The organism is Microbacterium sp. 13-71-7 (assembly GCF_002257455.1).
Classification (GTDB): Bacteria; Actinomycetota; Actinomycetes; order Actinomycetales; family Microbacteriaceae; genus Microbacterium.
Genome location: NZ_NCKN01000005.1, coordinates 1 through 25,111, shown reverse-complemented (window position 1 = coordinate 25,111; position 25,111 = coordinate 1). Strand labels below are relative to the sequence as shown.

Here is a 25,111-nt window from a genome sequence, read left to right as displayed (position 1 = left end):
GACGCCGACCGTGCGACCAAGAGATGGATTTCGCTCCTCCCGAGCATCTCGGAGCGACGTTTTCCATCTCCCACCGGGCGCTGACCCCGCCGAACAAGCCGAGAAGCCGAAGGAACCGAGGATCCCGCCATGGCCAGCCTGCTGACGCCGGTGAAGGGCAAGCTCTTCATCGACTCGACGCGCAAGTCGACGCACGCGCTCGACGGCGCGTACGCGTCGCTGCTGCGCGGGCACAGCCTCGACTTCGACGACCTGCGCGCCTACGAGTACGGCGACCAGATCCGCGACATCGACTGGAAGGCGACGGCCCGGCTCGGATCCCCCGTGGTGCGACGGTCGCTCGCCACACGCATGCACACGGTGCTGTTCGCGGTCGACACCGGTCTCGCGATGACCGCGCTCGCGCACGACGAGAGGCCGAAGAAGGATCTGGCGATCCTCGCGGTCGGCGTGCTGGGCCTGCTCGCGCTGCGGCACGGCGACGACTTCTGCCTGGTCAGCGGAGATTCCTCCGGAGTCCGCCGGCGCGAGATCGGCCGCAGCGAGGCCGCGCTGGAGCACACCCTGCGCCAGATCGACCGCGCGGTCGACGCCGCCTCCGCCCCGAGCGACCGCGACGCGCTGCTGTCGTACATCGCGCGCACGATCGCCCGGCGCATGATCGTCGTCGTGGTCACCGACGACGCCCCTGTCACCGACGAGACGGAGCGGCTGCTGCGGCGGCTGCGCGTGCAGCACGACGTGCTGTGGATCACGCTGCGCGACGCCGAGCCGGTGCTGGAGTCCCGCCCGGCAGCCGCCGCGGCGAAAGCCCGCCGGGACGTCGCCACGCGCTGGGCGATCCCCGAGTTCCTGCAGGGCGACCCCGACCTCGCCGCCGAGCTGCACGCGGCCGACGCGGCGGACATCGCGCACACCGAGGCGCTTCTGCGCCGACTCGAGATCACGCACACCCCCCTCGCGGAGCAGGACGAGGCGGTCGGCGCGCTCCTTCGGATGCTGGATGCGAGGTCGCATGTCCGGCGCGGATGAGCTGTATCCTCCCGCCCAGTACGGCTGGGGCTGGATCCTCCTCGCGATCGGCGTGCTCGTCCTGATCGCCGGACTCGCCTGGCTCGTCGTCGTGCTGACCCGCCCGCGCCGGACGATCGCGGGCGCCGCCGCCGCACCCCCGGTGCCGGGCCCGACCACCGACGTCGCGACCGTGCTGCGCGAGGAGTACCTCGGCGCGATCGCGCAGATCGAGGCCGACTACCGCGCAGGGGTCGCCGACGCCCGCCGCGCCAACCTCGAGCTCAGCCGTGTGGTGCGCGGCTTCGTGAACGAGTACAGCGGCATCGAGGCGCCGGTGCTCGCGCTCGACGACCTCGTGCGGATGGGCGTGCATCCCTCGCTCATCGACGCGATCGGCCGCAATTATTACCCGAGCATCTTCCGGCGCACCGCGCCGGTCGACCCGCTCGTCGGCGCCGACGCCGCCAGGACGGTGGTGACGACGTGGTACTAGCCGGCATCTGGATCCTGCTCGCCGTCGTCGGCGCCCTGCTCCTCGCGATCGCGCTCGGAGTGCTGCTCGGGCTGCGCCGCCGGGGCTCCGGATCCGCCACGAGCGGCGCGCCGATCGCCCGCGCAGAGCGGATCCGCTCGCTCCCGGCCTTCCAGCGCGCGGTGCGCCGGCGCCAGGCGGCGCTCGCGGGCATCGTCGCCCTCGGCGTGCTGGCGGCCGTGCTGGGCGGCGTGGTGGCGGCGCGTCCGATCGCGCAGAAGACGATCCAGCCCGTGTCCACGAACCGCGACATCATGCTGTGCCTGGACGTCTCCGGATCCATGACCGACGTCGACAAGGAGATCGTCTCGATCTTCGACAAGCTGGCCGACGGCTTCAAGGGCGAGCGCATCGGGCTCACGATCTTCAACAGCTCCGCCGTGCAGGTCTTCCCCCTGACCGACGACTACGCCTTCGTCCAGGAGCACCTGCGCAGCCTCATGAAGGGCCTCGACTACTCCACCGACATCCCGGAGCAGTGGGTCGGCACGATGAACGGGGTCGGCGCCTCGCTGATCGGAGACGGTCTCGCGTCCTGCGCCCTGCGCTTCGACCACGCCGATCAGCAGCGCGCCCGCTCGATCATCCTCGCGACCGACAACGAGCTGAACGGATCCCCGATCGTCACGCTGCAGGAAGCCGCCGACTACGCGGCCTCGAAGAAGATCCGGCTCTACACGATCAACCCGGTCGACGGCATCGACCAGCCCGCCAGCAAGACCCTCGCCGATGCGGCCTCCGCGACGGGCGGCAAGGCCTACGCGCTGCGGGAGACCACGACGGTCGGCGACATCATCACCCAGGTGCAGAAGCAGGAGGCGACCCAGCTCAAGGGGCAGGCCACCGTGATCTGGACCGACGTGCCGCAGCTGTGGATCGCGGCGCTCATCGTCATCGCACTCGGCTTCGTGGTACTGCTGTGGAGGGTGCGCCTGTGATCCTCCAGCCCGTCCTCGCACCGTTCCTGGTGATCCTGCTCGTGCTGCCCGTGCTGGGCGCCGCGGTGTGGATGCTCGTGGGCGCCGTGCGCCGCGGCCGGTCCGCAGGGACCGGCGCGGGTCCCGTGATCTGGGCGTTGCGCATCGTGCTCGTGCTCGCCTGCGGTGTGCTGCTGCTGCGCCCCGGCGTGCCGGGAGGGCACGTGCGCACCCTCGCCTCCGCCACCGACGTGGTGATCGCGATCGACACCACCGCGAGCATGGTCGCCGAGGACTGGGATCGGGGCGGCTCGGCCAAGGGCGGGGCCGCGGATCAGCGCATGGCCGGCGTCCGCGAGGACGTCCGCCGCATCGCCGAGGCGTACCCGGGGGCGCGGTTCGCGCTCCTCACGTTCGACGCGAACGCGGTGCTGCGGCTCCCGCTCACCACCGACACGGGTGCGCTGATCTCGGCCGTCGAGGTGCTGCAGCCCGAGGTGACCCGGCAGTCCAAGGGCAGTTCGATCGGCATCGCGAACACGCTGCTCACGCAGACCCTGCAGAACGCGCAGAAGTCCTCGCCGGACCGGGCGCGGATGGTGTTCTACCTGGGCGACGGCGAGCAGACGGTCTCCACCGCGCCGGAGCCGTTCGACAGCGCGAAGAAGCTGCTCTCGGGCGGGGAGGTGCTCGGCTACGGCACCGCCGAGGGCGGACCGATGCGCGAGACGACCGGCGCGGTCGGCCCTTCGACAGGCTCAGGGACCGGTTCTGCGGGCGCCGGGGAGTACATCCAGTACCAGGGATCCGATGCCCTCAGCCGCATCGACGAGAAGAACCTGCAGCGGATCGCGGCCGAGCTCGGCGTGAGCTACGAGCACCGCGCCGCCGACGCGAAGATCGCACTGCCGCCCGCACCGAAGTCGACCACGGCGTACCGCGAGGACGACCCGCTCACGCAGCCGACGGATCTGAGCTGGATCGTGGCGCTCGTCATCGTCGCGCTGCTGTGCGTCGAGATCGCCCGCGCGACCATGCTGATCGTGCGGATGCGCGGTCTCTCGGTGCGCCCGGCCCCGCCGGGAGGTGATGCATGAGCGTCTCGGCACCCGCCCCCGTCGGGCCGACCCCCGAGTCCGTCGACGAGGCGACGTCGGACGCGGCTCTCCGGGAGACCGCCGCGCACGCGCTGCTCGCCGCGAACCGGCGCCGCCGTGTGGTGCGCCGGTGGATCGCGTGGGGTTCGCTGCCGCTGCTGCTCGTCGCCGCCCTGTTCGTCGGCAAGATCGTGAGCCTGTACGCCTTCGCCTACCAGTCGATCGTCTCGTACGTCGCGGGCGACTACACCGGATCCGTGAGCGCTGCCCAGGGCCTGGATCCGGCGAACTGGTTCGAGCCGTACAAGGCCCCGTTCGACCAGGGCGTGGGCCTCGCCGAGTCCGGCAAGCTCGCGGCCGGGCAGAAGAAGTTCGAGGAGTCGCTGAAGCTCGCGCACGGGCTCGAGGTCTGCGCCGTGCGATTCAACCTCGCCCTGGTGCTCGAGCGGGAGGGCGATGCGGCCGCCGACGCCCAGCAGCACGCCTCCGCGCTCGAGTTCTACGCGCAGGCGCTGCAGGTGAACGCGGACCGGCCGAAGGAGTGCGACAGCGCTCAGGCTCAGGCGCAGTCGCCGGATCCGCAGCGCGACATGAGCCAGTCGAACAAGGACCAGCAGGACCGGCTGCAGCAGAAGCAGCAGGATCAGCAACAGCAGCAGCAGAACCCCGATCCGCAGCAGCAGGATCCGCAGAACCCGCAGCCGGCACCCGACCAGGGCAAGCTCGACGAGCTGCAGCAGAAGCTGCAGCAGGGAGAGCAGGACCGCCAGCAGAACCAGAAGAGCGATCAGGGCGACGGCGGCAGCAGCGGGACGGACAAGCCATGGTAGAGCGCAACGACCCGCCCCGATACGTCTCGGATTCCGCCGGCGCCCCGCCCGTGCCGCCGCCCGGCGGCTACCGGGGCGCCCGCCGCGCCCTGCTCGGCCCCGCGGTGCCGCTCGCTCCCTCGGTCACCCCGTCGGGATCGCCGAGCACCCCTCGCCCGGCTCAGGAACAGGCCGAGGGCGATCGGGATGACACGCGCGGGCCGGGCCGGCACACCCCGCTGCAAGCGAGGAAGAGCCCGCTCGGCTGGATCGCCCTGTGCGCCGCGATCGCGTTCGCCGTGCTCATGGTGATCCTGCTCTCGATCGGAGCCGCCGACGCGTTCTTCGGCGCGACCATGCTGGTGCTGCAGCTCGTGGTGCTGGGCCTCGTGATCGCCGCGCTGGCGACGAAGGCCGGGCGGGTGCTGGGCGCCGTCGCCCTCACGATCGCCCTCGTCCTGAATGTCGGGACGATGGGCGCGCTGAGCGCGATCCGGGTCGCCGCGACCGGGTCCTACGACGGGCACAAGACCGACAAGCAGAAGCTCTGGGAGTCCTACCCCGGCATCAAGGACCAGGATCCGAACCGGTACCTGCACCAGCAATCGCTCGAGCAGCTGCGGCTGCTGGCCGACGAGACCATGGCGGACGTGCGCGCGCGGCTGACGGCGGCCTACGGCCTGCAGTGGGTGAAGTCCGCCGACGCGCAGGAGCGTCCGGAGCGCAACGGCTACGGCGGCGAGTCGATGCTGGTGCGGTTCACCTCCGACACCTGGGCGACGACGACGCCGGTGACCGGCTATGCGCACAAGCTCGAGGTCATGCAGACCGTCGAGTCGGTCATCGCGCAGCACGGCTGGCGGAGCATGGTCGCGTTCAACGACCCGAGCAGCGGCGTGGATCCGGCGATGCTCTCGAAGATGTACGGCGGCGCCACCCCCGATTCCCAGGTGGACTGGGAGTGGTTCGGAGACGACCAGCCGGATCCGGGCTGGTTCTACGCCGACATCACCGACCTCGCGAACGACACGACGGGCGAGTACCGCGCCTCGCGGGAGCAGACCGCGCAGCGCACCGGCGAACCTCTCGAGGGACTGCGCCTCACGGTCGTCGGGCGCTACATGCTGAGCGAGAAGAAGGTCGACGACTTCACCAAGGCGCTGACCCGCTACCCCTGAGCGGGAGACCGCGGCTCACCGAAGGGTCTCGGATGTGCCGGCACCGGCGTCGCCGAGCTCCGGGGTCGTGACGTGCAGCCGGCCGATCGCGCGCAGCACCACCTGGAGCCGGTCGCGGACGCTCCACTTGACCATGACCCTGCCGAGGTGGGTCTTCACCGTGCCCTCGGAGACGTGCAGCGCGGCCGCGATCTCGCGGTTGGTCATCCCCTTGCTCAGGAGCAGCACGATGTCACGCTCGCGCGGAGCGAGCGACTCCGTGTCCTTGAGGTGCGCGGCAGCCCGGTCGGCCGGACAGCGGGCGACGTGGGCGACGAGCAGATCCATCATCCCTCGGGAGAGGAAGACGCGTCCGCCCGCGACCTCGGTGACGGCCGTGACGAACTCCTCGGCGTCGGCGTCGCGCCCGACGATCCCTCGGACGCCTGCCTCGAGCAGGGCGGGTACGACCTCGAACCTCTCGCTCGTCGTGAGCACGACGACCGGGGTCCCCCGCTCTCCCGTCGTGAACGCCGCGATCGGGCCGGGATCGAGCTGCCCTGCGCCGGAGAGGTCGTAGACGACCGCGGACGGCCGATCCGGGATCCGCTCCGGTATCTCCTCGAACGACTTCGCCGCCGAGACGTCGAGCACCCCCTTCTCGCAGAGGAGGGTCGAGAGCGCCGCGGCGAGCAGGGTGTCCGCCGACACGATCGTCACCTGAGGCATCGCTGTCGGCCCCTCCGCGCGCGCCCCCGCGACGGGTTCCTCTACTTTCTGGACACCGGTCACTAATACCCCCTCGATCAATGTAGCGTGTGCCGTCCGATATGTTGCGGCTCCCCTGTCCCCTCTTCGGGGGACAACGGGGGCCCGGTCGACCGGGCCGGGCTCACGCCGCGTTCGCCGCGTCGTGGCGCGCGAGTTCGCGCAGCGCCGCTCCGTCGCCGACGGGGATGAGCAGTCCGACGACATGCCCGATCGCGACGAGGGTCGCGAGGATCACCAGGGCCGGCGCGTGCGGGAACAGGAACCACAGCGGCACGGCGGCGACGACGGGCGCGAGCGGTCCCGCGGCGATGACGAGAGCGTCGGAGGTTCGCGGGCCGGACAGGCGCACGAGCCGGCAGGACGCCCCGCGGACCACGAGCACCGCGGGCGCGCGCCGGCCGAAGAGCAGGCGGTACGCGAGGACGTGCCCGAGCTCGTGCACCAGCACCGAGCCGAGCAGCACCAGGCCCATGATCGCCACCGCCGCCAGCCCCAGGTACCCGGTCGCGATGCCGACCGGGAGAGCGCCGCCGAGGACGCCGAGGTACAGGCCCATCCCGGCACCGAAATGCCGCAGGCTCGCGAGCGCGGCCGCACAGACTCCGGCGGGCAGGGTCTTCGCCGCGGTCGTGAACCACGGCGGAATCCGCCATGACCGCGCGCCCAGGGTGACGTGCAGCTCGTCGCTGCACAGCCCGAAGGACGCGGCTTCGGGGGAGGACGCCTCGCGCCGCAGTCCGAGCTCGGGGCACTCGAGGTCCCCGTCCACGAGGAGGACTCCCGGACGGCGGATTCTGCGGATCCTATGCACGATCGGGCTCGCGGGACGCATGTCGGCCGGCGATCACGGCGAACAACCCGGCGAACACGATCGCGACCGCCACGATCAGCAGCCGATCGGTCCCGGGCGCGGCGTTCATGCCGGCCCAGCCGATCGCGAGCGTCGAGGACATGTAGAGCAGCGCGAGCAGGAATCCGCCCACCGTGGCCGAGAGCGGCTGATCCTCGCTGTAGGGCACGACGGCCCCGCAGAGCAGCGCGGTGACGAGTCCCAGCAGGCAGCGCAGCAGGACGTCGGGCAGCTGGGCGACCGGGATCAGCCCGGTCGCGAGGATCGCGATCAGCACCGGCACGGCGAGTCCGGCGCCCGCGGTCGCCGCGGCGAGCGCCTTCGGCCACCGCCAGGGCGCCCCTGCCCCTGCGGCGAGGGCCGGAACCCAGTGCACCGCCATGGTCCGCCCCACCGACTGCACGGCCAGCACGAAGGGCAGCACCGGGAGAGCGCCGGCCAGCGCGGGCACGATCAGCATGGCCGCGGGGACCTGCCGGAGGGCGGCGAGCGCGGCCACGCCCAGCGGGAGCAGCAGGGCCGTGGTGAGGAACTGCGGATTCCGGACGGCGACGAGGAGCTCGACCCACAGCCGGCCGCACCAGGCGTTCCTCGCGAGCGGGCGGGATCCGCGCAGCACGGACGCGCCGGTGCGTGTCCTCTCGGGGCCGCGCTGACGGGAGCCGGCCCAGAGCACGAGTGCCGCGAGCAGCATCCAGACGGCGGCCGCAGCCGCGGCGCCGGGTTCGAAGGAGACCGCCGCGCGGGCGAAGATCCGCGAGGGAAGGAGCTCGGCCGGCGACCACCCTGCGGCGAGGATCGAGGGTGGCGCGAGGATGTCCGGCGCGGTCGCGGCGAGCACCGCGGCGATCGCGACCGCGCCCGCGAACGTCGCGGCGTACGGCGCGGGCAGCCGCACCCATGAGCGGCCTGCCGTCTGCAGCAGCGAGAAGAGGCCGACCGTCACCACGAGCGCGACCAGCAGCAGGAGGGCGTAGGCGACGAGCCCGAGCGCGATCCCGCCGGGGCCGGAACCGGTGCGCACGACCACCACGACCGAGGTGCTGGTGAGGGCGGCGCTGTACAGCAGTCCGGCGGCGAGCACCGGCACGAGCTGGCCGATCCTGGCCTCCGCGCGGCTCACGGGAAGCAGATCCAGGAGGTTCTGCAGCGCCGTGCGGGCGGGCGCCGAGACGCACAGCACCACGGCCACGAGTCCCGCGGTCAGCGCGGCCGCGGCGAAGGACGTGCGCACCAGGGAGGACCGGAGCTCCGCCGGCACCTCGGCGGTCAGCTGCTGCCCCGCCACGAGGGCGAGCGAGAGCCCGAACAGGGCGGCGAGGACGCCGCCGAGCGACGCACCGATCCGCACCGCGCGGGTCGTGGTGCCGAGCAGTCGCGCGACCTCCCTCGTCCACAGCACCAGTGAGGCCGCGCCGACCGCGCCGACGCGGCGGAGGCCGCTCATCCGGCCGCCTTCATTCGGCGGTGCGCGCCCGACGCGTGCGGCGTCCGAGGAGCATCCGCACGACGACGTACGCGACCGCGATGGCGCCGCCCGCGACGATCATCCCGACGGCGTCCGGGACGAAGTTCAGAGCCACGGCGCCGTTCTCCGTCGACCGCCAGATCCGGATGATCCCGGGGATCACGACGTCGCGGTGGGTGAAGAACGCCATCACCAGCGCTCCGACGAGCGCGAAGAAGACGGTGCACACGCCGATGGTGCCGCCGGCGAGGCAGTGCAGGAGGAATCTGATGCCCGTGGTCATGGGGCCCTCTCGTTCGAAGTGGATGTCAGGTGAAGATCGAGGCGATCCGCTCGGCCCGCCGTTCGGCGTCGTCCCGACGGCCGGTGACGTGCAGGAAGAGGTCCTCGAGCGACCGGCAGTCGGGCGCGGCCGCGATCAGGCGGGCGGGCGATCCGGTCGCGACGACCCGACCGCGGTCGATGACGGTGACCTCGTCGCAGTCGCGTTCCGCGCGGATCATGTCGTGCGTGGCGACGAGCACGGCGCGTCCTCCTCGCGCGTAGGCGAGGAGGAGGCGCCGCACCGCTGCGGCCGCGTCGGGATCGAGACCGCGGAACGGCTCGTCGAGCAGGAGCAGGGACGGCTCGTGCATGACGGCCGCGATGAGCTGCAGCTTGCGCTGCATCCCATGGGAGTACTCCGCGACCGCGGAGGGGAGATCGGCGTCGATCCCCAGCGCCTCGGCGAGCGCGAGTGCGCGTGCCTCATCGTCCCTGCCGCGCAGCGCATCGTGGAAGCGGAGGTACTCGCGCCCGGTCAGCACGCCGGGGAGCGGGAGGTCGTCGGGCGCGAACCCCAGTTCACGCCGGCTCCTCTTGTCTCCGACGTCGACCCCGGCGATGCGGACGCCTCCCCGGCTGGGCGCCACGAGGCCGGCGACGATGTGGAGGGCGGTGGTCTTGCCGGAGCCGTTCGGGCCGAGCACACCGTGGATGCGCCCCGCCGGCAGCGTGAGCGAGACGTCGTGGAGCACCGTCTTCGCCCCGTAGCTCTTGGTGAGCGCCTGCGCGCTCAGCACCGCCATCCCCATCATCCGCACCCGTCGACCTAGGAGTGGCAGTACATCTTCCAGGTGCCGCCCTTCTGCCACGCGGGCATGTCCACGGCCGGCCATCCGCCCTGGCTCCGGCAGTAGATGAACCAGGCCGTGAAGAGCCCGAGGGCGATCACCACGGCGATCGCGATCACGATGATCCACCAGAAGCCGTCCTGACGGACCGTCAGCGAAGCGCCGATCCGCTCCCGCCCCCTCTCGATCGCGCTGGCCAGGTTGTTCTGCATCGACACGGTCGCGGCTGTCAAAGACATGCGGCCTCCTTCTCTCGTACGTGCTCTGACCCCGGATCGGTCGGATCCGATCCGGGAGTGCTCCGATGCTAGGAACGGGCGCGACGCGGGCGCGTCTGCCTTTCGTCTCGACCTGGCTCCCGTTCGCCCACGTCCGGCGCGACCACCATCCACGCACGGCGGCCCTCTGGTTCTCGGGCGGATCCGCCGACCGTCTGCGCACGGCCTTCTGCTCGGGCGGGCGCGCCGATATCTTCGAGGAATGCACACGCCTCTGCCGGAGCAGACCCTGACCCGCCCCGCCCGTTTCGCGATCGGCACGAGGACGTGGTCGATCGTGCGTCTGGTCGGGGCGATCGCGATCCTCGCCGCGGTCGTGAACCAGCTCGTCGTGACCCTCGGCATCGCACTGCAGGCGACCACCCCGTACGGCTCGCACGTGCCGACGGTCGTGGCCAACTTCCTCAGCTTCTTCACGATCGAGTCGAACGTGCTGTCGGCGGTGGCGCTGATCCTCGCCGCGATCTGGGGCCTCCGCGTCACCGCCTCGTCGACGGGACCGGGGGCCGACGCCGTCGAGCCGCGCTGGCTGGCGATCCTGCTCGCCTGCACGTCGACCTACATGATCGTGACCGGCATCGTCTACAACACGCTGCTGCGCGGCATCGAGCTGCCGCAGGGATCCACGGTCGCGTGGGCGAACGAGATGATGCACGTCGTCGGGCCGCTCATCCTGCTCGCCGATGTGCTGCTCGCCCCTCGTCGGCGCTGCCTCGGCTGGGGTGTGCTCGGCGTCGTCGCGGCCTTCCCCATCGTGTGGGCCGTGTACACGCTGATCCGCGCGGACCTCGTGATCAGCCCCCGCACGGGCGAGACCGGGTGGTACCCCTACCCGTTCCTGGACCCCCGGCTCGTCCCCGGCGAGTACCTCGGCGTCGCCGGCTACATCGTCGGGATCGCCGTCGCGATCCTCGTGGTGGGCGCCGGGGTGATCTGGGTCTCCCGCAAGCGCGGGAACTGACGAAGCGGCGCGGGCCGGATAGCCGACCCACGCCGCTCAGACCGCGTCAGAAGCACGTGATGACGGGCGTGCTGATCCGGATGTCGTCGTTCGCCAGAGCCGGGTTCGGTTTCGTCCCCATCGCGAAGTTGATGTCGACGGGGATGGTTCCGGTCGTCGTCGCCGTGAACGTCGCCGTGTAGGTGCCGTAGTTGTGCGGCGCGCTCCCGCCCGGCCACACCGGCAGGACTCCCGTCCGGCTCTGCGCCTGCCAGACCTGCGCCCCGCCGACGACCAGAGCGATCGCGGACGGCACGGCCTGCGTGATGTCCCACTTCCCGTAGTTCATGTCGGCCCGGAACGTGAACGTGTACGTCTTGCCGGCCTGGACCGCGATGGTGGTGCGCTTCCTGATCACGGCCACCGTGGTGGCGGTATCGCCGTTCTCGCTCCAGAACTCGAAGAAGTTCGGCGCAAGGATGTCCTCCTGGCGCCCGCCGGGCGTGCCGGAAGCGACCTCGAACGGCCCCCAGACCGCCGGTGACGTGATGTCAGGGCACGCGGCGACCGACGCCGCCGCGAGCGGAGCGCTCACCGCCGCCGCGATCACCGGAACGCTCCACGCGGCACCCTTGACCAGGGTCCGGCGGCTGATGCGCGAGGGGCCCCTCACGCTCCTGCCCATCGCGTCTGCTCTGGCCGGGTATCTTTCGTCGCTCGTCATTCCTGTCTCCCCTTTGCTGACGGGCACGGTCGCCTCGTCCCGCACAGAACCGTGACATGTGACCGGGCACGGGCCGATCCCTGCGGAGAAACTGACGCACAACCGGTCAATTCCTGCGCGACCAGGGCTGCAGCGGCGAGAAGGGCCGACACGGAGAGAGCCACGGTGAGCTCGGCGAGCTGCGGGTCGCCCGCCTCATCGCTGGCGAGCGGCGAGGGGCACCCGACATACTGGCTGTCTATGCGCCGTTCCTCCGCTCCCAGACCTTCTCGAAGGTCGAGATGAGCGCGGAGGGGAGCCGAGAGGCACGGCGCAGGCATGACGACCGGGGGCGTCGAGACACGCTGAGCATGGGGAAGGAAGCCGCAGAGCAGTGCGATGATTTCGGCTGGACGCCGACGGGCACGATCGATCCCACGCTCTTCGCGAAGGTGTCTCAGCAACCCGGTTACGGGGTGGGACGAGCGTGGTCGGCGAAGGCGACCTACGACCTCTCCCACGCACCGAAACGCATCTATCTAGTGCATACGGTGGAGGGCGGCTTCGACTTCACGGTCGACGGCGAAACCGTCACGACCCGAGCAGGGCAGCTTGTGCTGCTCGACGGCGACGCACCGACCTCCGCCCGCACTCGCGCCGCGACCGCCCGTTTCGTCTGGCACCTCACGCCGACCTTCCTCAGCCCGCGAAGCCATCGATTCCGATTCCATGAACCCCTGTCCGTCGACAACGGGACCATGCAGGGCCTCATGGCGCTCACGAACGCGACGCTCCGCCGCCCCGAACCCGGGCCGGCGAGCACGCACGTCGGGCACGCGCTGGAGCACTTGATCGCAGGCGCTCTGCAAGAAGCCGGGACGCTGCCGGGCACGGCCGATGCCGTGCACCGGGATGATCTCTTCACTGCCGCACAGGGCGTGATCGAGTCGCACTTCCGAGACCCCGCCTTCGACGTCAACCGGCTCGCCCGGGAGCTCTCCAGCACCACCCGGCACGTCCACGCGGCCTTCCGCACGTTCGGCACCACGCCTCGCCGGCAGATCGAGGAACGCCGTATCGCCGAGTTCGAGCGCCTCACCCCGCAGATACTCACCCTCGCGCAGGCCGTCGAACGAGCGGGGTTCAGCTCGATCCGTCAGTACACGCGGGCCGCCGCGCGTCACGCCGGGCCGCAGCACGATCGAGCTGCTCTGACCGCCGACGACATCCGGAATCAGCGCCTCTCCGATCAACGCTGACGCCTGGTGCGACCACCGACCGGATCCGGCCCGCGCCGCCGACCTCGGCCCCCGTCGAAACCCGCGAAACGCCGCCGATAGACTGGATCCCATGTCCAAGGTCCTCCAGTCCCTGCCCGTCGGCGAGCGCGTCGGCATCGCCTTCTCGGGAGGTCTCGACACCTCCGTGGCCGTCGCGTGGATGCGCGACAAGGGTGCTGTCCCGTACACGTACACGGGCGACCTCGGCCAGCCCGATGAGGACGACATCGCCTCGATCCCGGGCCGTGCGCTCGAGTACGGCGCCGAGGACTCGCGCCTGATCGACTGCAAGACCGCGCTCGTCGAGGAGGGCTTCGTCGCCCTGTCCTGCGGCGCGTTCCACATCCGCTCCGGCGGCAAGACCTACTTCAACACGACGCCGATCGGCCGCGCCGTCACGGGCACGCTGCTGGTGCGCGCCATGAAGGAGGACGGCGTCGACATCTGGGGCGACGGCTCCACCTACAAGGGCAACGACATCGAGCGGTTCTACCGCTACGGCCTGCTGGCCAACCCGCGCCTGCGCATCTACAAGCCCTGGCTCGACGCCGACTTCGTCACCGAGCTCGGCGGACGCCAGGAGATGAGCGAGTGGCTCGTCGCGCACGGGTTCCCGTACCGCGACTCCGCCGAGAAGGCGTACTCCACCGACGCCAACATCTGGGGCGCCACGCACGAGGCGAAGACCCTCGAGCACCTGGACGTGTCGCTCGAGACCGTCGACCCGATCATGGGTGTGAAGTACTGGGATCCCTCCGTCGCGATCGAGAGCGAGGACGTCACGGTGACCTTCGCCGGCGGTCGTCCCGTCGCGCTCAACGGCGTCGAGTTCGCGGATCCGGTGGAGCTCGTCTTCGAGGCGAACCGCATCGGCGGACGCCACGGCCTGGGCATGAGCGACCAGATCGAGAACCGCATCATCGAGGCGAAGTCGCGCGGCATCTACGAGGCCCCCGGAATGGCGCTCCTCTTCATCGCCTACGAGCGCCTCGTCAACGGCATCCTCAACGAGGACACCCTCGCGACCTACCACGAGCAGGGCCGGCGCCTGGGCCGCCTCATGTACGAGGGCCGCTGGCTCGAGCCGCAGTCGCTCATGCTGCGCGAGTCGATCCAGCGCTGGGTCGGATCCACGATCTCGGGCACCGTCACGATCCGCCTGCGCCGCGGCGACGACTGGACGATCCTCGACACCGTCTCCCCCAACCTCTCCTACGGCCCGGAGAAGCTGTCCATGGAGCGCGTCGGCGACGCCGCCTTCGGCCCGGTCGACCGGATCGGCCAGCTCACGATGCGCAACCTCGACATCGCCGACTCCCGTGCGCGCCTCGAGCAGTACGCGGGGCTCGGCCTCGTCGGCGGTGCGACGGGCGAGCTCGTCGGCCGCGTGACGGCGGGCGAGTCCGGCGAGATCGCGGCCGCGGTCGAGGGCACCACCCTCGCCGACACCGAGGAGGCCCTGGCGGACGCGGTGGACGCCGCGAGCGAGGGCGCCGCGTTCGACTCCGGCACGGACTGAGCGGGGAGGGCGCATCAGCCCTCCCCGAATGGATCCGAAAGAGTAGCGAAAAGCTTATCTTTACCAAAAATCAGTGATAAGCTTTTGCGCATGATCGCCGTGATCCTCGATATCGTCGGCTCCCGCAGCCTCGACGACCGCTCGGACGCCCAGCACGCACTCGATGACGCGATCGCGCGCGTGGAAGCCGACAGGCCTCTCGCCGCGAGCCCGCTCCGACCCACGGTGGGAGACGAGCAGCAGGGCCTCTACCCCACGCTCGAGACCGCGCTCGCAGCGCTGACCCTGCTGCGGCTCGCACTGCCCGAGGGGATCGACTGCCGGTTCGGCGTGGGCATCGGCCCCGTCGAGGAGATCCCCACCGCCGCGGGAGGACTGCCCGAGGGGCCGGGCTGGTGGGCCGCGCGGGCTGCGATCGAGCACACGCACGCCCTCCAGCGCCGCACCGTGCCCGGCGCGCGCACCTGGGTGATCGCACACGAGGCCGAGCCCGAGGCGACGCACCTCCTCGCCCGCCAGGCCAACATCGCGCTGCTGACCCGCGACCAGCTCATCACCGACATGAGCCCCCGCACCCGGCGGCTCACCTACGGCCGCCACCTGGGTGTCATGCAGCGCGAGCTCGCCGCCGCGGAGGGCGTCACCCAGCCCGCGGTCTCGCAGGCGCTCGCCTCGTCCGGGGCGGGCGCCGTGCTCGAGGGACTCCGGCTGCTCCTGGCCTGAGCGCCCACCTCAGGGACCGCGCGTCTCTTCGCGTTCGCCACCCCGGAACGCTCCTGGCGTGGTTCCGGTGCGGTGGCGGAAGTACTTCGAGAAGTTCGCGGCATCGTCGAAGCCGAGCCGTGCGGCGATCGCGGCGACCGCGATCTGTTCATGCGCCAGGAGGCGTTTCGCCTCGAGGATCACGCGACGGTCGATGAGACCCTTCGCGCTGGTTCCCGCGTGCGCCCGCGCGAGCCGGTTGAGCGTGCGCTCCGAATAGCCGAGGCGCCGCGCATACCAGGCCGCCGTGCGATGCTCCGCGAAGCTGCGCTCGACCTCGTCGAAGAACCAGTGAAACGCCTCCGGCGGCTCCGCCTCCGGCACGGCGCGAGTCGTGGTCGTGCCGGCGAGGGCGAGCAACGCCGCTGCGAGCGTGTGCCGCGCGGCGTGGGTCGACGCCCGTGGGGCGATCGCCGGGGCGCCAGGAGGTTCCGTCGCGAGTGCGGTGAGACCTGCGAGCAGGACGGCGAACGCCCCGCCCCCGGTCGCCGCGCCCGGCCAGTGGTTCCGGGAGAACCCGCCGAGGGATCGGAGCAGCGCGACGGTCTCCGGGGGGAGGGCGATGGGGTCGAACATCACGACGGCTCCTTCGAGTCGACGCATGTCCCCCCAGAGCTGCACCTGCCCGAGATGCACCCAGAGGACGTCGCCGGCGGAGAGCGCGTAACGGGCGAAATCGACCTCGTGCGCGCTTTCGCCTCGGTCGATCGCGAGCAGCAGCTCGAAATCGGGTCGTTGCAGTGCGGCGAACTCGGCAAGTCCCGCACGGGTACGGATCCGGTCGATCGTGGTCACCTCGATCGACGAGCGCTGCGCATCCGCAGGGCTGTAGGGGATCCGCCTCACCCCTGATGTCCGAAATTCACCACGTTCTGTCCCGGTTGGACCGTGTTCTCCGCCCGCCATGAGCATAGTTTTACACCAACAGAGGTGACAGGTCCCAGACATTCGCCGTCACCCGTCCTCCACTCGAAGAGAAAGTTCCGCAGAGAAACGACATGACCGAGCTCACCATCACCGTCCTGGACGCACCGGCGTCGTCCCTGCACAAGACGAGCGTGCTCGTCACCGGAGAGACCGAGGCGGTACTCGTCGACGCGGGGTTCACTCGCGCCGATGGGCACCGGATCACCGCGGCGATCCTCGACGCCGGCAAGACGCTGACCACCGTTCTCGTGACCGGCGGCGATCCCGACTTCTACTTCGGCGCCGAGGTCATCGCCGACGCGTTCCCCGATGCCCGGTTCCTCGCTCCGAGCGACGTGATCGAGCACATCCGGCACAGCTACGAGGGCAAGCTGCAGGCCTGGGCGCACCTGGGCGCGAACCTGCCCACCCGGCTCGTCGAGCTGACCGCGTTCGACGGCGGCGAGATCGCCATCGACGATCGCAGCATCGAGCTGCGCAGCGCCGGCGACGACCTCGGCGATCGCCGCTGGTTCGTCTACGACGCCGCGCAGCGCGCGATCTTCGGCGGGATCCTGCTGTTCGAAGGCCTGCACGTGTGGACCGCCGACACCGGGACCTCCGAGGCCCGCAGCCTCTGGCTCCGTGCACTCGACGCATTCGAGTCGCTGGACCCGACCTTCGTCGTCGCCGGTCACCGCGTCGCGGATGCGCCGACCGACCGCACCGCGATCGAGTACACCCGCGCGTACCTGAAGCGCTTCGAGGACGTCATCGCCGCGTCCGTCGACGCTGCGGCAGCCGAGCAGACACTGCTCGGCGAGTACCCCGAAGCCGGGTTGCAGATCGCCGCGTCGCTCGGTACCAAGGTCGCGAAGGGAGAGATGTCATGGGGCTGAACGAGTCGACCGAACCCGCGGACGTCGTCCGCAGGCAGTACCTCGCGTCGGCCGCGGGCGATCTCGCGGCCCTGCGGGCGACCCTTGCCCCCGACGTGGAGTGGACCGAGATGGCGGGCTTCCCGCTCGCCGGCACCTACCGCACTCCCGAAGGCGTCACCGCGAATGTGATGGAGGTGCTGGGACGGGACTGGACGGGCTGGACCGCGCACGACGACAGCTACGTCGTCGACGGCGAGAACGTCGTCGTACTGGCCCGCTACACGGCCCGCAACGACGCGACCGGCAAGGATCTGAACGTGCGGGTGGCTCACCACTTCGTGGTGCGGGGCGGCCTGATCGTGCGCTTCGAGCAGTTCGTCGACACCGCTCTCGTCCGCGACGCGATGGCCTGAGCCTCAGCCGCCTCCGGCGTGGAGGGCGTCTCGTCGCTCTCCACGCCGGATCCGCCGCACTCAGCTAACTTGCACACTCATGTGCACGTTAGGCGTACACTGGTCCGGTGACAGACACCACCGCACCCCGCCGCCAGCGCAGGGACGCCGCCGAGAACCGGGCCGGCATCCTCGTCGCCGCCTCGCAGACCCTGGCCGTGGATCCGCACGCCTCCGTCGACCAGATCGCCCGCGCGGCCGGCCTCAGCCGCCGCGCCCTGTACGGCCACTTCGACGACCGCACCGCGCTCGTGCACGCGCTCATCTCCGCCGGCGCCGCCCGCTTCAACGCCGTCGCGCAGCGGGTCGACGACGCCGACAGCCGCATCGCGCTGGCGCGCCTCACCGCCGACCTGTGGCGCGAGGCGGCGCACGTGCAGGTGGCCGCGGCGATCGCGCTCGACGAGGCGCACGTCGAGGAGACCGCCGCCGCCCTCGCACCCCTGCGGCGCGTGCTCGCGGCGCTCGTCCGCCGCGGCCAGGACGACGGCGAGCTGCGCCAGGACATGGCCGCGCCGACGCTCGCCCGCCTCATCGAGGAGAGCGCCCGCACCGTCGTCACCCGCACCGACGCCTCCTCCCCCATCGCGGGGGACATCGCGGTGCGCGCCGTGCTCAGCGTCGCCGGGCTCGGCTGGCGCGAGATCGACGCGCTGCTCGCCGCGCACCCCGAACTCTCCGCGACCGGTGCGCCGGATACGCTTGCCACGATTCCCGCCGAGGAGGGCCGCGCATGAGGATCGCCGTGCACGACATCAGCAAGGGCAAGAAGGGCCACGCGCTGCCCCGCACGTCGCTGGAGATCGAGACGGGCCACGCCAGGTTCGTGCTCGCCGAGACCGAGCTGCGCCCCACCGTGCTGGGGCTCATCGCCACCGGCCGCATGCGCCCCGACACGGGCGAGGTCACGATCGACGGCACGCGCAACGACCGAGACCTGCGCCGCCGCATGGCGCTCGTCGACGCGCCGGAGGTCAGCGACCCGCACCCCGGCGTGACGCTCGCCGCGGTCGTGGGCGAGGAGCTCATGTTCGCCGGCCTCCCCGCGACCCCGCTGCACGCCCGGCGCTGGCTGGAGCAGATCGGCTACGCCGAGCTCGCCGCGCAGCCGATCGGCACGATCAAGCCGTCCGTGCGCGTGCGCGTGATGGCGGAGCTCGCGGTGCTGCGCGACGACGTCGAGGGCTTCGTGCTGGTCTCGCCCGACCGTCACGGCGGGCGCCCGGAGGGCTGGTGGCGCATCGCCACGGAGTTCGCCGAGCGCGGCTTCGCCGTGCTCGTGATCGTCGGCGGATCCGCGGCCGCCGTCATCGAGCGGCTCCCCGAGGCGCTCCAGACCGACTACCCGTCCAACGCCACCGTGCCCGTGCGCCCGCTCGCCGACGTGACCGGATCCACCACCGTGCGGGATGCGGATCCGGAACCGGTCCCCTCCGAGGTCGTCGAGCGAGCGGCGGTCGTTGAGCGAGCGGCGGTCGTTGAGCGAGCGGAGCGAGACGAAACGCCGCAACCGGATGAGCACCGAGTTTCGTCTCAGTCGCCTGCGGCGTCTTCGCTCAACGACCCCGTGCCGGACGACGTCCCTGCGGCGAGCACCGGGATCGACGACACCACCGCCGACACCGACACCGGCACCGGCACCCCCACCCCCACCACCGAGACCGAGAACGGAGCCGCGCGATGAAGATCCCCGCGATGATCGGCGCCGAGCTGCGCCGGCTGACCGCGAGCCCCATGGCCGTGATCGCCCTGATCGCCCTGATGGCCGTGCCGATCCTGTACGGCGGGCTCTACCTCTGGGCCAACCAGGATCCCTACGGGAAGTTCAGCGAGGTCCCGGTCGGACTCGTCGTGGAGGACACCGGTGCGACCTCGAACGGCACCACCACGAACTACGGCGAGAAGGTCGCCGACAACCTCGTCGAGGGCAAGGCGTTCGACTGGAACCGGATGAGCGCGGGCGCCGCGCGTTCCGCCCTCAAGAACGGCGACGTCGACTTCACCGTGACGATCCCGAAGACGTTCTCCGAGGCGCTGCTGTCCGCCTCCGGCACGAGCCCCCACCAGGCGCGGATCGAGCTCGAGACGAACGACGCCAACAACTACCTCGCGTCGTCGATCGGATCCGGCGCGGTCGAGAAGATCCGCCGATCGGTCGCCGAGATGGTCGGCCAGGAGGCGGCCGACAAGCTGCTCACGGGCCTGAGCGATGTGCGCGGCAAGCTCGAGGAGGCGGCGGACGGCGCGTCCCAGCTGTACGACGGCGCGAACACCGCGGTCTCGGGCAGCGGCCAGCTCGCCGACGGCACGTCCCAGCTGGCCGACGGCGCCTCGCAGCTCGCCGGCGGCACGGCGCAGATCGCGGACGGCTCCCAGCAGCTCGCCGCCGGTGCGGCGACCCTCGCGGACGGCGCGCAGCAGGTGAGCGCCGGCAACCAGCAGATCGCGCAGTACGCGGACCAGGCCGGATCCCTCGTGCAGCAGGCGACGAACGCGCTGCCCCAGGCGCGCAGCGACATCGCCGCCGCGCTCGCGGACCGTGGCATGTCGCAGGCCGACATCGACGCGATCCTGGCGAAGCTGGATCCGCTCGGCGACAAGCTCCGCAGCGGCAACGACACCGTGCAGGGCGCGGTCGGCAAGATCGACCAGCTCGCCGACGGCAGCGCCCAGGTCGCATCCGGCAGCGCCACCCTCGCCGACAAGTCCCAGCAGCTCGCGGACGGCGCGCAGACCGCCGCCACGGGCGCCGCGACTCTGAGCACGGGCGCGGCCGCCGCCCGCGACGGCGCGAAGAGCCTGCACGACGGCCTCGGGACGCTCAGCACCGGCATCGGCACGCTGCGCGACGGCCTGAAGGCCGGCGTCGACGCGATCCCGTCGTCCACCCCCGAGCTGCGCGAGCAGCAGGCGAAGACGATCGCGAACCCGGTCGACGTGTCCAGCGACAAGGTCGCCGCCGCCAAGGACTACGGCCAGGGCCTCGCGCCGTTCTTCGCCGCACTGGCCGGCTGGATCGGCATCTACGCACTGTTCCTGATCATCAAGCCGATCTCGCGCCGCGCGGTGACGGCGCTGCACTCGCCGATCCGGATCACCCTCGCCGGATGGCTCACGCCCGCGGCGTTCGGCGCCCTGCAGATGCTCGGCCTGCTCGGCGTGCTCGCCTGGGCGCTCGGGTTCACCTTCCAGAACGGATGGGGCGCGCTCGGGATCATGGTGCTCGCCTCGGCGACGTACGCCGCGATCATCCTCGCGCTGAACGTGTGGCTGGGATCCGTGGGCCAGTTCATGGGTCTCGTGCTCATGGTGCTGCAGCTCGTGACGGCGGGCGGCACCTTCCCGTGGCAGACGCTGCCCGCGCCCCTCGCCGCCCTGCACCACGTGCTGCCGATGGGCTATGTGGTCGACGCGATGAGACAGCTCATGTACGGCGGCCAGGTCGGCCGGGCGATGACCGACCTCGCCGTGCTGGGGATCTGGATGGTCGGCTCGCTGCTGATCGCGATGATCGGCGTGACGAGGATGACGCACAAGCGCACCCTGCGCGACCTGCAGCCCAGCCTGATCGGCTGAGCCGCGGCACGCCTCTATCCGAGTCGTCCCCGCCAGCGGAGCCTATGGTGTGCGCTGACGGGGACGACTCGGAAAGTAGGGGACCCGCAGGGGGGCGAGGGCGGTGCCCGCTCCGGTGGACGGCGGCGGCTGCGGCGGCTGCGGTGGCGGCGGGCGGGCGCCCTCCCGCGCGCTAGGATGCGAGGACGTCTCGCGGTGCTGCGACCCGATCCTTCCGACCGTGAGACTCCGTGTCACTCGAAGGAGCAGCGATGTCGTCAGCCGCACCCGCCGCGAAGCCCCGCCGCCGCACCGGGCGGATCATCGGCCGCGTCGCCTTCGGCGTGATCGCCGCAATCGTGATCCTCGCCACGGCGGCTGCGCTGTTCCTGGTGTGGACCGTGCAGCGCTCGTTCCCGCAGACCTCGGGAGACCTCGCCCTCAAGGGGCTGAAGGCGCAGGTGACCGTGCAGCGCGACGACCGCGGGATCCCCACGGTCACCGCCGACAACAGCCACGACCTCTTCTTCGCGCAGGGTTTCGTGCATGCGCAGGACCGGTTCTGGGAGATGGACTTCCGGCGGCACGTGACGAGCGGCAGGGTCGCCGAGCTGTTCGGATCCTCCCAGGTCGCCACCGACGAGTTCCTGCGCACGCTGGACTGGCACGGCATCGCCGAGAAGGAGGTCGCGGCGATGGATCCCACCACCCGCGGCTACTACGAGGCGTACGCCGAAGGCGTGAACGCCTACCTCGCCGATCACAAGGGCGCGGAGGCGTCGTTCGAGTATGCCGTGGTCGGCATGAACAACCCCGGCTACACGATCGCACCGTGGACGCCGGCCGACTCGGTCGCGTGGCTCAAGGCGATGGCCTGGGATCTGCGCGGCAACGTCGAGAGCGAGACGACGCGCGCGCTGCTCGCGCCCACCGTCGATGCCGCCACCATGAACGAGATCTACCCGGCGTACCCCTTCGATCGGCACCCCATGATCGTGCCGACCATCACCCCCATGGAGCGGGTCGGAGCCGACGCGGCGAGTGCGTCGGGCGGGACGGGCTCCAACACGGCGGCGGGGAACGCCCCCGGCTCCACGCCGGCGCCGACCGCTGCGCCCACGGCGAGCGCGCCGGGCGCGGTGCGCTGGACGACCGCCGGCAGCACGCTCGAGGCCGTGCAGACGCTGCTCGGGAACCCGGGCGAGGGGATCGGATCCAACTCCTGGGTGGTCTCCGGCTCCCTCACCGTGAGCGGCAAGCCACTGCTCGCGAACGACCCGCACCTGGGCGCGGCCCTCCCCTCGGTCTGGTACCAGATGCAGCTGCGCTGCCGCACGGTGAGCGCCGCCTGCCCGTTCGACGTGGGCGGATTCTCGTTCTCGGGGCTGCCGAGCATCGTGATCGGGCACAACGCGGACATCGCCTGGGGGTTCACGAACCTGACCACCGATGTGGCCGACCTCTACATCGAGAAGGTCGACGGCGATTCGTACTGGCGCGACGGCGTGCGCGTCCCGCTGCAGACGCGCACCGAGACCGTCAAGGTCGCCGGCGGGGACGACATCACCCTCACGATCCGCTCGACCGTGCACGGCCCGATCGTGTCCGGCCTGACCGACGACTTCACGACTCTCGCGAAGACCCCGATCGTGGGGCTCGCCCAGGCGGGCTCACCGGGAGGGGAGACGGGCGTCGCCCCCGGCGCCGCCGCAGACGCGCTCCCCGGTCAGTACGCCGTGAGCCTGCGCTGGACGGCACTGGATCCGGGCACCACCTCGACGGCCATCTTCGCGATGAACACCGCGAAGGACTTCGCCGGCTTCCGGCACGCGGCATCGCTGTTCGACGTCCCTGCGCAGAACCTCGTCTACGCCGACCAGAAGGGGAACATCGGCTACCAGACGCCGGGCCGCCTGCCGATCCGGGGCGCGGGGAACGGCTACTTCCCGCAGCCGGGATGGACGAGCGCCTCCGACTGGACCGGATACATCCCCTTCGAGAAGCTCCCCGTCTCCTACAACCCGGACGAGGGCTACATCGTGACCGCGAACAACGCGATCGTCCCGGACGGCTATCCGTACTTCCTCTCCAGGGACTGGGACTACGGCTACCGCGCCGCCCGGATCGCCGAGCTCATCGAACGTACGGTGAAGCAGCACGCCCTGACCGCGCAGGACATGCGCAACATCCAGTTCGACCAGCAGAGCTGGATTGGCAAACAGCTCGCCGCGGAGATGCAGGAGCTCCCGCCCTCGAAGGACGCCGGCGCGCGCGGGGCCGTCGAGCTGCTCAAGACCTGGGACGCGCAGGCCGCCGCCGATTCGCCCGCCGCGGCCTACGCGAACGTGCTCTGGCAGCACCTGGCGCTGAACCTGTTCGCGAACCGCGAGCATCCGCTGCCGATGGACGGGCAGGGGCGTCTCTTCACGGTCGTGGGCCCCATGCTGGAGAACCCGGACGACCCGCTGTGGACCAACGCGACGATCGGCGTCACGGGCCGGGACGAGATGCTGGCGCTGTCGGCGAAGCAGGCGTATGACGAGCTCGTGAAGGCGCAGGGGTCGGATCCCAATCGGTGGAGCTGGGGCGATCTGCACGCCATCACGCTCACGCACCAGACGCTCGGCAAGAGCGGCATCGCGCCGATCGAGTGGCTGTTCAACCGCGGGCCGTATCCGGTCGGCGGTGGGTCCTCGCTCGTTGACGCCACGGGCTGGACGCTCGGCGGCTCCTACGCGACGACCACGGTGCCGTCGATGCGGATGGTGGTCGACCTCTCCGACTTCGACGCATCCAGCTGGATCCACCTCACGGGCGCGAGCGGCCACGCCTTCAGCCCGCACTACACGGACCAGACCGAGAACTGGTCGAAGGGCCTGCAGTCCCCCTGGCCGTTCTCCCGCAAGGCCGTCGCCGCCGCCACCGTCGACACCCTGGTGCTGAGGCCCCCCACAGCCTGACCCCCCTTGCTCTCCTCTACTTTCGAGTCGTCCCCGCCAGCGGAGCCCATGGCGTGCGCTGACGGGGACGACTCGAAGAAAAGGTCAGGCCTGCGGGGTGGGGGGATCCGCGGGGAGGCGCAGGAGGCGTGTCTGCGTCTGTGCGGAGATCAGCATCAGGACCCAGGCCAGGGCGAACACGAGCCCGATGATGAGCGCAACCGCGCCGACGAAGGTCAGTGTGGGGTCGCCGGGCGCCATCGCCATCAGCACGATGCCACCCGCGATGCCGAGCAGCGCCAGCCCGAACATGACCCACACGACGACACGCAGAATGACGATCGCCCGGTGCGCGTGGAAGACGGGCCTGATGCCGGAACGCGTCCACACGTAGTGCGACCAGCGCGCACCCGTCCACCAGCGCGTCGCAGCGCGGGTGACCGGATACCAGCCCGCGCCAGGACCCTCCTGCTCGCCGGGCAGCGGTCGCACGAGGTCGGGATGGACCGGCGAGGAGAGCGGTGCCGGAACGGCACGAACGGCGGCGGTGCGTGCGGCGATGACGAACCAGAGCACTCCGAGAGCCATGAGCGGGAGTCCGGTCCCGACGTAGGACCCGGTCGGCAGCGAGAGCAGCAGCTGCAGAGCCCCGAGGGCCAGGAACAACCCACCGAGCACCCACGCCATCACCGGCTGTTCGACGGCGACTCCATCCGTGCCGAAACGGCCGTCCTTGATCCGGAATCCCGTCCAGTACCGCCCCTCCCACCAGCGCAGCAATCCGCCGGTCAGCTCGTACCATCCGGGCGCCGGCAGGGTCGCGGCGGGCATCACGCGCGCAGCCGACCCGCCCCATGCGGGCGGCGCGACGGATGCGGGAGCCGTCGGCGGTGCGAGCTGCGGCGCGTCGCGTTCGTACTCCGTCCATGCGGATCCATCCCACCAGCGCTCGCGCCCGGGAACCCCCGCGTCGTACCACCCCGGCTGCACGTCCATCGCGGCCCCCTCCGTCGCGTCGACTCTATCCGCCCCCGGATCCCCCCTGTCCCCCGTCCCCTCCTCTACTTTCGAGTCGTCCCCGCCAGCGGAGCCCATGGCGTGCGCTGACGGGGACGACTCGAAGGTGGTGAGCGCCCGGGGCGCGTGACTTCGCGCGTCGCCGGATGTGA

25 protein-coding genes are annotated in these 25,111 nt (G+C 71.2%); 16 read left to right on the top strand and 9 right to left on the bottom strand.

Translation table 11 applies throughout. From position 1 onward, the window contains the following. Positions 1–129 precede the first annotated feature (129 nt). From B7X32_RS01110 to B7X32_RS01085, 6 genes are read left to right on the top strand one after another with little or no spacing between them, the layout of a single operon-like run. A complete protein-coding gene (locus B7X32_RS01110; protein ID WP_292714776.1) occupies positions 130–1,032 on the top strand; it encodes a DUF58 domain-containing protein in 903 nt (300 codons plus the stop codon). Continuing rightward, complete coding sequence (locus B7X32_RS01105) at positions 1,016–1,507, top strand: hypothetical protein (protein WP_292714773.1); 492 nt, start codon at positions 1,016–1,018, stop codon at positions 1,505–1,507. The genes B7X32_RS01110 and B7X32_RS01105 overlap by 17 nt, the downstream gene beginning before the upstream one ends. Then, positions 1,498–2,484 (top strand): VWA domain-containing protein, encoded by a 987-nt coding sequence (locus B7X32_RS01100; protein ID WP_292714770.1) that lies wholly within the window; start codon positions 1,498–1,500, stop codon positions 2,482–2,484. The genes B7X32_RS01105 and B7X32_RS01100 overlap by 10 nt, the downstream gene beginning before the upstream one ends. Further along, on the top strand, positions 2,481–3,560 hold the full coding sequence (locus tag B7X32_RS01095; RefSeq protein WP_292714767.1) for a VWA domain-containing protein: 1,080 nt from the start codon (positions 2,481–2,483) through the stop codon (positions 3,558–3,560). Before B7X32_RS01100 ends, B7X32_RS01095 begins: the two co-directional genes overlap by 4 nt. After that, positions 3,557–4,390 carry a hypothetical protein gene (locus B7X32_RS01090; protein WP_292714764.1) on the top strand — a complete coding sequence of 278 codons (834 nt, stop codon included), beginning with the start codon at positions 3,557–3,559 and terminating at the stop codon, positions 4,388–4,390. Before B7X32_RS01095 ends, B7X32_RS01090 begins: the two co-directional genes overlap by 4 nt. Beyond that, complete coding sequence (locus tag B7X32_RS01085; protein ID WP_292714762.1) at positions 4,384–5,547, top strand: hypothetical protein; 1,164 nt, start codon at positions 4,384–4,386, stop codon at positions 5,545–5,547. Before B7X32_RS01090 ends, B7X32_RS01085 begins: the two co-directional genes overlap by 7 nt. A gap of 15 nt (positions 5,548–5,562) precedes the next feature. On the opposite strand, the gene B7X32_RS01080 is transcribed toward B7X32_RS01085, so the two are convergent. The 6 genes from B7X32_RS01080 to B7X32_RS01055 all read right to left on the bottom strand — a co-directional run bounded on the left by B7X32_RS01080 (position 5,563) and on the right by B7X32_RS01055 (position 9,966). Continuing rightward, positions 5,563–6,255 (bottom strand): response regulator transcription factor, encoded by a 693-nt coding sequence (locus tag B7X32_RS01080; protein ID WP_292714759.1) that lies wholly within the window; start codon positions 6,253–6,255, stop codon positions 5,563–5,565. A 163-nt stretch (positions 6,256–6,418) separates the two neighbouring features. After that, complete coding sequence (locus B7X32_RS01075) at positions 6,419–7,066, bottom strand: hypothetical protein (RefSeq protein ID WP_292714757.1); 648 nt, start codon at positions 7,064–7,066, stop codon at positions 6,419–6,421. Positions 7,067–7,100: 34 nt separating this feature from the next. Continuing rightward, positions 7,101–8,594 carry a hypothetical protein gene (locus B7X32_RS01070; RefSeq protein ID WP_292714754.1) on the bottom strand — a complete coding sequence of 498 codons (1,494 nt, stop codon included), beginning with the start codon at positions 8,592–8,594 and terminating at the stop codon, positions 7,101–7,103. A 10-nt stretch (positions 8,595–8,604) separates the two neighbouring features. Beyond that, positions 8,605–8,898, bottom strand: a complete 294-nt coding sequence (locus B7X32_RS01065; protein WP_292714751.1) for a hypothetical protein — start codon at positions 8,896–8,898, stop codon at positions 8,605–8,607. A gap of 25 nt (positions 8,899–8,923) precedes the next feature. Further along, positions 8,924–9,682, bottom strand: coding sequence for an ABC transporter ATP-binding protein (locus B7X32_RS01060; protein WP_292714745.1), 759 nt, complete (start codon positions 9,680–9,682; stop codon positions 8,924–8,926). 23 nt (positions 9,683–9,705) lie between these two features. Then, positions 9,706–9,966, bottom strand: a complete 261-nt coding sequence (locus B7X32_RS01055) for a hypothetical protein (RefSeq protein WP_292714742.1) — start codon at positions 9,964–9,966, stop codon at positions 9,706–9,708. A 241-nt stretch (positions 9,967–10,207) separates the two neighbouring features. Between B7X32_RS01055 and B7X32_RS01050 the strand changes: the two genes are divergently transcribed. After that, positions 10,208–10,966 carry a Pr6Pr family membrane protein gene (locus tag B7X32_RS01050; RefSeq protein ID WP_292714740.1) on the top strand — a complete coding sequence of 253 codons (759 nt, stop codon included), beginning with the start codon at positions 10,208–10,210 and terminating at the stop codon, positions 10,964–10,966. Between the two features lie 46 nt (positions 10,967–11,012). Here B7X32_RS01050 and B7X32_RS01045 read toward each other — a convergent pair whose 3' ends face one another. Beyond that, the gene (locus B7X32_RS01045) at positions 11,013–11,630 is read right to left on the bottom strand and encodes a hypothetical protein (protein WP_292714738.1); all 618 of its coding nucleotides are present in this window, start codon (positions 11,628–11,630) and stop codon (positions 11,013–11,015) included. Positions 11,631–12,019: 389 nt separating this feature from the next. Between B7X32_RS01045 and B7X32_RS01040 the strand changes: the two genes are divergently transcribed. The 3 genes from B7X32_RS01040 to B7X32_RS01030 all read left to right on the top strand — a co-directional run bounded on the left by B7X32_RS01040 (position 12,020) and on the right by B7X32_RS01030 (position 15,170). Beyond that, positions 12,020–12,907 carry a hypothetical protein gene (locus B7X32_RS01040; RefSeq protein ID WP_292714735.1) on the top strand — a complete coding sequence of 296 codons (888 nt, stop codon included), beginning with the start codon at positions 12,020–12,022 and terminating at the stop codon, positions 12,905–12,907. Between the two features lie 91 nt (positions 12,908–12,998). Continuing rightward, entirely contained in the window at positions 12,999–14,447 is a 1,449-nt protein-coding gene (gene argG / locus B7X32_RS01035) for an argininosuccinate synthase (RefSeq protein WP_292714732.1), read from the top strand. A 90-nt stretch (positions 14,448–14,537) separates the two neighbouring features. Beyond that, positions 14,538–15,170: a SatD family protein gene (locus B7X32_RS01030; RefSeq protein ID WP_292714727.1), complete on the top strand. Its 633-nt coding sequence runs from the start codon at positions 14,538–14,540 to the stop codon at positions 15,168–15,170. A gap of 9 nt (positions 15,171–15,179) precedes the next feature. On the opposite strand, the gene B7X32_RS01025 is transcribed toward B7X32_RS01030, so the two are convergent. Then, a complete protein-coding gene (locus tag B7X32_RS01025; protein ID WP_292714724.1) occupies positions 15,180–16,055 on the bottom strand; it encodes a helix-turn-helix transcriptional regulator in 876 nt (291 codons plus the stop codon). A 152-nt stretch (positions 16,056–16,207) separates the two neighbouring features. Between B7X32_RS01025 and B7X32_RS01020 the strand changes: the two genes are divergently transcribed. The 6 genes from B7X32_RS01020 (at position 16,208) to B7X32_RS00995 (ending at position 23,963) form a co-directional block, all read left to right on the top strand. Further along, positions 16,208–17,014 (top strand): MBL fold metallo-hydrolase, encoded by an 807-nt coding sequence (locus tag B7X32_RS01020; protein ID WP_292714721.1) that lies wholly within the window; start codon positions 16,208–16,210, stop codon positions 17,012–17,014. Beyond that, complete coding sequence (locus B7X32_RS01015; RefSeq protein WP_292714717.1) at positions 17,005–17,409, top strand: nuclear transport factor 2 family protein; 405 nt, start codon at positions 17,005–17,007, stop codon at positions 17,407–17,409. The genes B7X32_RS01020 and B7X32_RS01015 overlap by 10 nt, the downstream gene beginning before the upstream one ends. A gap of 107 nt (positions 17,410–17,516) precedes the next feature. After that, positions 17,517–18,185, top strand: a complete 669-nt coding sequence (locus B7X32_RS01010) for a TetR family transcriptional regulator (RefSeq protein WP_292714714.1) — start codon at positions 17,517–17,519, stop codon at positions 18,183–18,185. Then, positions 18,182–19,132 carry a hypothetical protein gene (locus B7X32_RS01005; protein WP_292714711.1) on the top strand — a complete coding sequence of 317 codons (951 nt, stop codon included), beginning with the start codon at positions 18,182–18,184 and terminating at the stop codon, positions 19,130–19,132. The genes B7X32_RS01010 and B7X32_RS01005 overlap by 4 nt, the downstream gene beginning before the upstream one ends. Beyond that, complete coding sequence (locus B7X32_RS01000; RefSeq protein ID WP_292714707.1) at positions 19,129–21,024, top strand: YhgE/Pip domain-containing protein; 1,896 nt, start codon at positions 19,129–19,131, stop codon at positions 21,022–21,024. Before B7X32_RS01005 ends, B7X32_RS01000 begins: the two co-directional genes overlap by 4 nt. A 251-nt stretch (positions 21,025–21,275) precedes the next feature. After that, positions 21,276–23,963 (top strand): penicillin acylase family protein, encoded by a 2,688-nt coding sequence (locus B7X32_RS00995; RefSeq protein ID WP_292714704.1) that lies wholly within the window; start codon positions 21,276–21,278, stop codon positions 23,961–23,963. Between the two features lie 84 nt (positions 23,964–24,047). On the opposite strand, the gene B7X32_RS00990 is transcribed toward B7X32_RS00995, so the two are convergent. Beyond that, positions 24,048–24,938, bottom strand: coding sequence for a DUF2510 domain-containing protein (locus tag B7X32_RS00990; protein ID WP_292714701.1), 891 nt, complete (start codon positions 24,936–24,938; stop codon positions 24,048–24,050). Between the last annotated feature and the right edge of the window lie 173 nt (positions 24,939–25,111).

Bases quoted from the DNA above. Each gene is read 5' to 3' on its own strand.
- B7X32_RS00990 (WP_292714701.1), bottom strand. From the start codon at position 24,938: ATGGACGTGCAGCCGGGGTGGTACGACGCGGGGGTTCCCGGGCGCGAG.
- B7X32_RS01005 (WP_292714711.1), top strand. From the start codon at position 18,182: ATGAGGATCGCCGTGCACGACATCAGCAAGGGCAAGAAGGGCCACGCG.
- B7X32_RS01050 (WP_292714740.1), top strand. From the start codon at position 10,208: ATGCACACGCCTCTGCCGGAGCAGACCCTGACCCGCCCCGCCCGTTTC.
- argG (WP_292714732.1), top strand. From the start codon at position 12,999: ATGTCCAAGGTCCTCCAGTCCCTGCCCGTCGGCGAGCGCGTCGGCATC.
- B7X32_RS01065 (WP_292714751.1), bottom strand. From the start codon at position 8,898: ATGACCACGGGCATCAGATTCCTCCTGCACTGCCTCGCCGGCGGCACC.
- B7X32_RS01015 (WP_292714717.1), top strand. From the start codon at position 17,005: ATGGGGCTGAACGAGTCGACCGAACCCGCGGACGTCGTCCGCAGGCAG.
- B7X32_RS01105 (WP_292714773.1), top strand. From the start codon at position 1,016: ATGTCCGGCGCGGATGAGCTGTATCCTCCCGCCCAGTACGGCTGGGGC.
- B7X32_RS01110 (WP_292714776.1), top strand. From the start codon at position 130: ATGGCCAGCCTGCTGACGCCGGTGAAGGGCAAGCTCTTCATCGACTCG.
- B7X32_RS01040 (WP_292714735.1), top strand. From the start codon at position 12,020: ATGGGGAAGGAAGCCGCAGAGCAGTGCGATGATTTCGGCTGGACGCCG.
- B7X32_RS01000 (WP_292714707.1), top strand. From the start codon at position 19,129: ATGAAGATCCCCGCGATGATCGGCGCCGAGCTGCGCCGGCTGACCGCG.
- B7X32_RS01055 (WP_292714742.1), bottom strand. From the start codon at position 9,966: ATGTCTTTGACAGCCGCGACCGTGTCGATGCAGAACAACCTGGCCAGC.
- B7X32_RS01080 (WP_292714759.1), bottom strand. From the start codon at position 6,255: ATGCCTCAGGTGACGATCGTGTCGGCGGACACCCTGCTCGCCGCGGCG.
- B7X32_RS01090 (WP_292714764.1), top strand. From the start codon at position 3,557: ATGAGCGTCTCGGCACCCGCCCCCGTCGGGCCGACCCCCGAGTCCGTC.
- B7X32_RS00995 (WP_292714704.1), top strand. From the start codon at position 21,276: ATGTCGTCAGCCGCACCCGCCGCGAAGCCCCGCCGCCGCACCGGGCGG.
- B7X32_RS01085 (WP_292714762.1), top strand. From the start codon at position 4,384: ATGGTAGAGCGCAACGACCCGCCCCGATACGTCTCGGATTCCGCCGGC.
- B7X32_RS01020 (WP_292714721.1), top strand. From the start codon at position 16,208: ATGACCGAGCTCACCATCACCGTCCTGGACGCACCGGCGTCGTCCCTG.
- B7X32_RS01045 (WP_292714738.1), bottom strand. From the start codon at position 11,630: ATGGGCAGGAGCGTGAGGGGCCCCTCGCGCATCAGCCGCCGGACCCTG.
- B7X32_RS01030 (WP_292714727.1), top strand. From the start codon at position 14,538: ATGATCGCCGTGATCCTCGATATCGTCGGCTCCCGCAGCCTCGACGAC.
- B7X32_RS01060 (WP_292714745.1), bottom strand. From the start codon at position 9,682: ATGGCGGTGCTGAGCGCGCAGGCGCTCACCAAGAGCTACGGGGCGAAG.
- B7X32_RS01070 (WP_292714754.1), bottom strand. From the start codon at position 8,594: ATGAGCGGCCTCCGCCGCGTCGGCGCGGTCGGCGCGGCCTCACTGGTG.